This is a genomic window from Microcystis sp. M49636_WE2 (assembly GCF_030065375.1).
In the GTDB taxonomy this organism is placed as follows: Bacteria; Cyanobacteriota; Cyanobacteriia; order Cyanobacteriales; family Microcystaceae; genus Microcystis; species Microcystis aeruginosa_C.
Genome location: NZ_JASJFG010000200.1, coordinates 1 through 8,053, shown reverse-complemented (window position 1 = coordinate 8,053; position 8,053 = coordinate 1). Strand labels below are relative to the sequence as shown.

Genomic DNA, 8,053 nt, shown 5'->3' with positions numbered 1-8,053 from the left:
GTAAGGAGATGCTACCGTTTCTGTAAAAATTTTGGGATTATGAAGAAGATATTTAATCTTTTAATCAACCTTAAACTATTTACTTTTCCTAATCTCCACAATTACGATGCTTTTTCATGTCTTATTTGAAAACGCTATATGCGAGCATATTAAACCTTTGATCCAGGAGGGAGAGCTTGAATATACAAACCCAGAAAAATTGAACGATCCTCATCAGACTTACCGAACCACTCGCCAATACAAAAAAATCTAAGTAGAGCGTATTTATCTCATGCCTAAACCAACAGAGAGCAGAAGGGTTCAAAGTCGTATCCTAACCTACGCGGGAGAGAGCGGACGGCAGATCGTCCCTCGTGCCGAAGCCGAAACCCGAAGAGGATTCCATAACTTTAATTGCGCCTACCTACTATAGGTCTAATAAAGTTGTTAAGTATTGCCGTTATCGATCGAGATCGGGTTAGCTTGGAGATAGCAGTGAGCATTCAGCTTTAAACACTTAAGTAGGTAGGCACAATTATTTGTAGGATGGGTTAGCGGTAGCGTAACCCATGCGGGCGTTGGGTTTCATGCTTCAACCCAACCTACGTTCATTTTATATTTAATTCCACCCACCTACTTAATAACTGCTAACCGAATCATTGATAAGGGGGTTTTTTCATGGCTTTTAGCCGTTCTAGCGGTATTTTGCTTCATCCCACCAGTCACCCCGGTCGTTACGGGATTGGAGAACTAGGTAGGGAAGCCTATCAATTTATCGATTTTTTGGCTCAAAGTGGTCAAAAACTCTGGCAAATTCTCCCTTTAGGCCCCACAGGGTACGGTAACTCTCCCTACATGAGTTTTAGTGCCATTGCCGGCAATCATCTCCTGATTAGTCTCGACATTCTTCGGGAGAAAAACCTGCTTAGTGACGCAGATTTCGAGGATATTCCCGATTTTCCCCTCGATCAAGTGGATTTTGATAAATTGATCGCTTGGAAAATTCCCCTACTTAGAAAGGCGGCGAGCAATTTTGTCAAGGGTTCTGACACAATTCTTTACAAACAGTTTGCCGGCTTTTGTGCTGGCAATGCCGATTGGTTAGAGGATTACGCCCTATTTATGGCTTTATCCCACGCTTACCAGGGTAAAGCATGGATGGAATGGCCGACAGAAATTCGCGAACGTCATTGGGGTGCGTTGGAAACACCGAAACAGGAGTTACAAGAGGAGATTTTTCTGCACAAATTCCTGCAATTTGAGTTTTTTGAGCAGTGGTTAGCCCTAAAACGCTATGCTAACTCCCTCGGTATCGAGATTATCGGTGATATCCCCATTTATGTCTCCCATAATAGTGCCGATGTTTGGGCAAATCCGCAGGTTTTCCGACTAGATCCGCAAACCGGTAATCCCTTGGAAGTGGCCGGGGTTCCCCCAGATTATTTCTCAGAAACGGGGCAATTATGGGGAAATCCTCTTTATAACTGGGATTATCTCAAAAATACGGGCTTTGACTGGTGGGTACGCCGTTTAAAAGCGGTTCTTTCCCTAGTCGATATCATCCGTATCGATCATTTTCGCGGATTAGAGGCCTATTGGGCGGTGGCTTTTGGCCAGGAAAATGCTATTAATGGTCATTGGCTCAAGGCCCCGGGTTATGATCTCTTTAATACTATTGGCGCTCGTTTAGGTAAATTGCCGATTATTGCCGAAGATTTGGGCGATATTGACCAAGCAGTCTTAGATTTTCGCGATCACTTTGCCTTCCCTGGGATGAAGATTCTCCACTTCGCTTTTGGGGGTGATGCGGGTAATCCCTATCTTCCTTTCAACGTCGAACGCAACTGTGTGATTTATACCGGCACTCACGATAATAATACTACTGTGGGCTGGTTTCAGGATAACGCCAACGACTACGAAAAAGCGCGACTTTATCAATATCTTGGCGCTCCCAGTGGTCAGGGAGTGGCTTGGGATCTGATTCGACTGGCCTATAGTTCCGTGGCTAATCAGGCGATCGTACCGTTACAGGATGTGTTAAGTTTAGGATCCGATGCGCGTATGAATACCCCCAGTGTCGCAGAAGGGAATTGGTCATGGCGCTATCGTCAGGAAGCTTTAACCGGAGAATATAGCGAGAGATTGCGGGATTTAGTCAATCTTTTTGGCAGAAATCGTTAAATCTCAACCCTTTTGTCGAGACGTTACCCCTAACGTCTCTTTTTGTCCGGTTAATGTGAGGGAGAATTTTTTAGCAATCTTTGCCGGATGCGATCGAGATTTTCTTGACTATTGACGGGTAAATGGGGTAGGGGTAATTCTAAATTGGGCCAATTACTCAAATCATGGCAAGGACAGGATAAACCCGATTGTCCCATCACTTCAATTGGTACAGGTATAGTACAACGAGCGCAGGGATGAAATTCCCATTGAGGGGAAAGTAAGTCTTGGATAGTTTGTTGAGTACCTTCTAGGTAACAATCGCCACTTTGAGGATCAAGCATTTTTTGCCAACAATCCTCAAACTCCGACGAATAGCGATCAGCATTGAAAATTGGCAGCGGAAATAGCATAGCTTGGTTTTTGGGACAAATAACTTTTTTTCCCAATTGAAACCAATGGGCGAGATATTTTTTAACGGCGGAGGTGTCTGACATATAGTTAGGTGTGGAGGCTGCCCTGATTATTGCTCTTACCATCAATCCTAGCGTTAACTTCTGGTGTCGGACAGGTCTTAGGATGATTGATGATCGAGTTTAATAATTATTTTAGTAACTGAGCATCGGGAGCTAGATTAATCCCAATAAACTCACCATTAAAGCTTTTTGGGCGTGCATCCGATTTTCCGCTTGTTCCCAGACTTTTGATTGTACACCCTCGATCGCCCCGTCGGTAATTTCTTCGCCCCGGTGAGCAGGTAAACAATGGAGAATAATCGCGTCTTTGTCAGCGTGACTCATTAGCTGTTCATTGACTTGGTAGGGCTGAAAAACGGGAATTCGGGCATCAGCGAGGCTTTCCTGTCCCATACTCGCCCAGACATCAGTATAAACCACCTGAGAGTCTTTTACAGCAGTAACGGGATCGTCGGTAATTAAGATTTTACTACCGGTTTTCTCGCCAATAGCCTGGGCGCTGGCGACAATTTCCCCATCCGGTTGATAGTTTGCGGGGGAGGCAACCCGCACATTTAACCCCATCAAAGCACCACCCAAGAGGAGAGAATTAGCGACATTATTACCATCCCCCACATAGGTGAGGTTAATTCCCCTTAAAGTCTGAAAAGTCTCTTGGATAGTCTGTAAATCGGCTAATATCTGGCAGGGATGTTCTAAATCCGTTAAAGCGTTGATAATCGGGATGCGCGAGTAATTGGCAAAAGCTTCTAAATCCTCTTGTTTAAAGGTGCGAACCGCGAGAATATCGAGATAGCGATCGAGTACCCGGGCTGTATCGGCTAAGGGTTCCCCTCGCCCCACTTGGGTTACACTGGGGTTAAGATCGATCACCTGTCCCCCTAACTGGTACATGGCGACGGTAAAGGAAACCCGCGTCCTGGTGGAAGCTTTATAAAATAGCAATCCCAAGACTTTTTTGCAGCTAGGGTTAAGATTACCAGCTTTAAGCTGTGCCGATAGATTGAGTAGGGCGCTGATTTCTTCGCTACTCATGTCGGTTATTCTTAAAACATCTCGTCCTTTTAAAGTGGCTACCATTGGTTTTTCTCTCGATAAACAGGGGTCTTGATTGGGTTTTATGGCAGTTAGCGGTTAGCAAAAATCTTGAGTAAAGACCCTATTATAATCCAGTTTTTTCGCTATTAGGCAATTTTTCCCGAAAATTTTCATTTTGGGGGTGTTAGCTGGACTAACATCCTCACTTTTTCTGTTAAATTAGGTAGGTGTTAAACATTGTCAGATTCACCCCTTATCAAGGTAGATCCCCCCGCCTATCGGCACCCCCCTTATCAAGGTAGATCCCCCCGCCTATCGGCACCCCCCTTATCAAGGCGGATCCCCCCGCCTATCGGCACCCCCCTTATCAAGGTAGATCCCCCCGCCTATCGGCACCCCCCTTATCAAGGTAGATCCCCCCGCCTATCGGCACCCCCCTTATCAAGGGGGGCAGGGGGGATCAAACCCAAAATCTAATTTCTACTTAACTAATTTTGCCCCACACTTAGAACAAAAATTAGACGAAGGCGGGTTTTTGTGTCCACAATTACCGCAGATAATTAAAGCTGGGTTAGCCACTTCCGTCACCGGAGAAAGAGGAATTTCTCCACCGCTATCCAACTTATAGTTATGGATTAACTGCAAAATAATTGCATCTTCCCGTTTATATTCTGTATTATCTTTTCCTCCTGTTAATTCCTCGGAACGTTGTTGTAAATATTCAATGAAAGTCCGATACAAAGCTTGTTTTTTCTCGGGAGTGGCTGCAGCCTGTAACTTAGCTGTCACCTGACTTTGAATTTTTTCCTTATCTTCGCGACAAGCTTTTACTTCTAACACCTGTACCGCATCTTCCCAACTGGTAGCGATATCGACTTTTTTTAATCCCGTTGCGGTTTTAATTTCATAGCGAATTGTTTTCTCATTAGTGACTCGATTGACTTCTGGAAAAAGCACTTTTAAAGCCCGGGCTGTCACCACCAATTGATAAATACTCGGATCTTCGGGAAAAACATCCCAGAAAGGAGGTTCCTTTTGGATATGCACGGGGATGGGTAAATCGCGATTTTCTCCCATTTGTTGGGCGCGTTTAGCGAGAATAAATTCTCCTTTCCAGTCCTGATAGGATTGCCGCAGTTCTCGCATTCCCTCGAGACAGCGTAGGGAAAAACCGCCAATTTCCTGCACGAAGACAAGACGATGTTTTTCCACTTCTGCCAAGGGTTTAATGTCGTCTTCGTTGGGGATAAATTCCCGCAGTTTCGGAATAATTTTTTGGGCTGCAGGGTTATTGGTATTTCTTCCCCCAATCAGGGCAACATTTTGATTTAATTGGGGCGTAAAACCCGCATCTTTTCCCCGCAAAACCGCAGGATTGAGCATAATTAGGGGTCGCGATTTTTGGTAGGCAATGCGAAGATTATTGATAATATCGGCATCGTTGTTATAAATTTTTAACAAGCGATCACAAGCGGCTAATTCCTGCTGAATTCGACTACTAACGGGGGCATTTTGTAGTAATTGATTAGCTTGGTTTATGATAACTTGTTGAAAATCTCCTTGACGAATATCGGCAATCTCGGTGATGTCAAATAAACGCATATTTTCATCAGCGCGGCGCGTTTCTTTCCAGAGGGGGCTAGATTGCTTTAAAATCTCTTCTGAGAGGGGTAAACAAAGGTTATCCATACCTGTATCGTAGGCATTTTTGTTACCGGCAATCCCCGAGGCAAATTGTTCGATCAAGTCTTGATAAAGACTATTTAATTCTTGTCTGTCAAATATTTTAATCCCATTAATTAACAAAGCATCGGCACTATCAATCTGTTGATTAGACTGGAGATTAAATAGATCGCGACTTTGAATTAATTTCTGACGAAAGCGATTAAACCGGCTTTCTAATTGATTAAGATGTTCCAGTAAACGATTAATAACCTCTACTCCTGCACCTCTGGTTTTTCGTTGAATATTGGCCATTAAATGGCCTTCCAATCCCGTTAAAGCTTGTTCACAATATTCTTCCATCTTATCTTTTTTCGAGATATGAAGTTTATCTTTCAGATCATTAATTTCTGCTAAAGCTGTATCATATTCTCGTTGACGTTTACTTTCATTTTGACTCCAAACCTGTTCTTGATCGCGACGGAATTTTTCTGCTATGTCGGTGAAGATTTGTCGTACTGAAACAATAAAACTCTCGGCAAATTTTACCCCACGGTTCCGATCCTCAAGGATATTATAAAACTCCATTTCTAGAGACTTTTTACCCCGTTGAATAATTTCATCCCGGTTATTATAAATCTTTTTCAGGTAATCGCCGTGCAGCCGTTCATCGGGACTCAATTCTAGTAAATGATTGCGTTTAAATTCCTCGACTCTTGGCGTTAAATAATCATTAATAAATTGGAGAATTTTTCCCTGTTCATTGCCTAAAATATTAACACCCTGTTTGGTACAAGATAGCCAATTATCTTGATTGATTTCCTGACGAGTTTCGTTAATCCATTGGGAGATTATGGCAATTAAAGAGCGATCCTTGTCGGCACATAAATCCATAATTAATTCCCCTTCGCTCAAGCGCATTCTTTTGAGGATATCACCTCTTACTAAGTCCAACATTTGAGCGGGTAAAATCACGGCATCATTCAGCCACCAATTAATTAAATCTTTGGCTAAACGTTCCGATAAGGAGGCACGAATTTGGGCAATAGGAATTTCAATAGTTGATAGCCCAAAACTCATAAATTGCTTAGGATAACCGCGACCTCCGGGGTCAGCTTGCGCCCAAGAACCCTTAATATTATCTCTAATGGAACGCTTATGGGGGGCAAAATCAGAGGTCATATCTAGGAAAATATTTTGGGCGATCATTTCCCGAATTTGACCGAGTTTAAAATCCCCTTCGCCGTTTTTTGTCCCCACTAAATATGTAAAATCAAAGGGGGGTAACTTACTAACAACTTCATCGACCAAACCGCTGCTAAACTGTTGATGGTATTCGGTTCTGTAGTCAGAAAAGTAATTTAATTCCATCAGGGCAGCGTAACCATTAGCCAAAACTCGATCGCCGACACTAATCCCCGCAAATGCTTCAGGAGTGGGAACAATTGCCGTACTCAAAGGACTACTTTCCCCGCGTAACCAATTACGAATACAGTAGCCTAGATCGATTAACATTCCGCTACCTGTACCACCGTTTAAAGACCCCGTAGTAAAGACATTAATAGCAGTATTATTAACTTTAATTCCATAGCGATCGAGCATAAAGTTTTCTTGTCCTTTTACCCGTCTCACCGCATCCAGAAATTTTCTTTGGATCTCATGATAATTACAAAATAAAGCAAAACGGCCACAGGCGCGAATTTGTCCCGCTCCCGCTTCCAGGGAAGTAATATTTCTCTCTAATTCCGGGGGAAACCAACTATTAATCCAGGGATATCTATCCATGTCAGATACCATCTCCTGTACCTGTTTTCCACTCACCCGGGCCCAGTGTTTTTCGTTATCTTTAAAAGCACTGCCAGCAGCTTCAGGATTACTGATTTTATAATCCTTATCCGTGTCAACCACCAAAAAACTGACAATCGGAAAATTGCTCAAACTGCCATAACTTTCCTCGATTAAACGACGCAATCGCGATAAAATTTCGTTACCAGTGCCACCTATACCCACTAAAACCGTGGGAACCATGCTTTTTTCTTCTACTGCTGCTGGCATAATTATTTAACTCCTAAGGCCATTTCTTGACGGTTGCGAGGGACTTCGTAGGTGAGGAAATCGTAGGCTAATTTAGTGTTAGGAAAAATCGCCCGCGCTTCCTCTAACAGATTGGAAATATCCAGAGAATTACCCGGTAGATAACGGGGACTAAAATGGGTCATTAATAACAATTTTACCCGGGCTGCCAAGGCCACCTGGGCTGCCATCGTCGAAGTGGAATGAACACTTTCAAAGGCTAACCCGGCATCTTGGTGTGCAAAAGTCGCCTCATGAATTAGCACATCTGCATTCTGTGCCAATTTGATCGAGCCTTCACAGAAAATAGTATCAGTACAATAGGCAATTTTACGGCCGATTTCCGTTTCCCCGCAGAGGGACTGACCGCGAATTTTTCTGCCATCGGGGAGGGTGACAGTTTCCCCTTTTTTCAGCTTGCCGTAAATTGGTCCGGGGGGAATACCTAAAGCGTTGGCTTTTTCCACATCAAAACGTCCAGGACGGTCTTTTTCGGCGATGCGATAACCGTGGGCGGGAATACGATGTTTTAATAGCTGACAGGAGACGGTAAATTCTTCATCTTCGTAGAGTATGCCGGGGGAAACGGGATGGACACGCACCCGATTGGCTAAATTAGTATAGGAATACTTAGCACAAGCACGCAGATAGTCCCCTAGTCCGGG

5 protein-coding genes are annotated in these 8,053 nt (G+C 43.7%); 1 reads left to right on the top strand and 4 read right to left on the bottom strand.

Features of this window, described 5'->3' with window-relative positions; all coding sequences use genetic code 11:
- Window positions 1-657 precede the first annotated feature (657 nt).
- The gene (gene malQ, locus PX484_RS04565; RefSeq protein ID WP_287766853.1) at window positions 658-2,160 is read left to right on the top strand and encodes a 4-alpha-glucanotransferase; all 1,503 of its coding nucleotides are present in this window, start codon (window positions 658-660) and stop codon (window positions 2,158-2,160) included.
- Between the two features lie 50 nt (window positions 2,161-2,210).
- On the opposite strand, the gene PX484_RS04560 is transcribed toward malQ, so the two are convergent.
- From PX484_RS04560 to PX484_RS04545, 4 genes are all read right to left on the bottom strand, one after another.
- Window positions 2,211-2,636 (bottom strand): hypothetical protein, encoded by a 426-nt coding sequence (locus tag PX484_RS04560; RefSeq protein WP_108935920.1) that lies wholly within the window; start codon window positions 2,634-2,636, stop codon window positions 2,211-2,213.
- 132 nt (window positions 2,637-2,768) lie between these two features.
- On the bottom strand, window positions 2,769-3,695 hold the full coding sequence (gene argF / locus PX484_RS04555) for an ornithine carbamoyltransferase (protein WP_069475144.1): 927 nt from the start codon (window positions 3,693-3,695) through the stop codon (window positions 2,769-2,771).
- A gap of 438 nt (window positions 3,696-4,133) precedes the next feature.
- Window positions 4,134-7,370 (bottom strand): tubulin-like doman-containing protein, encoded by a 3,237-nt coding sequence (locus PX484_RS04550; protein ID WP_287668965.1) that lies wholly within the window; start codon window positions 7,368-7,370, stop codon window positions 4,134-4,136.
- Window positions 7,371-7,372: 2 nt separating this feature from the next.
- A partial coding sequence (locus PX484_RS04545) for an MBL fold metallo-hydrolase (RefSeq protein ID WP_288103007.1) occupies window positions 7,373-8,053 on the bottom strand: 681 nt, incomplete at its 5' end.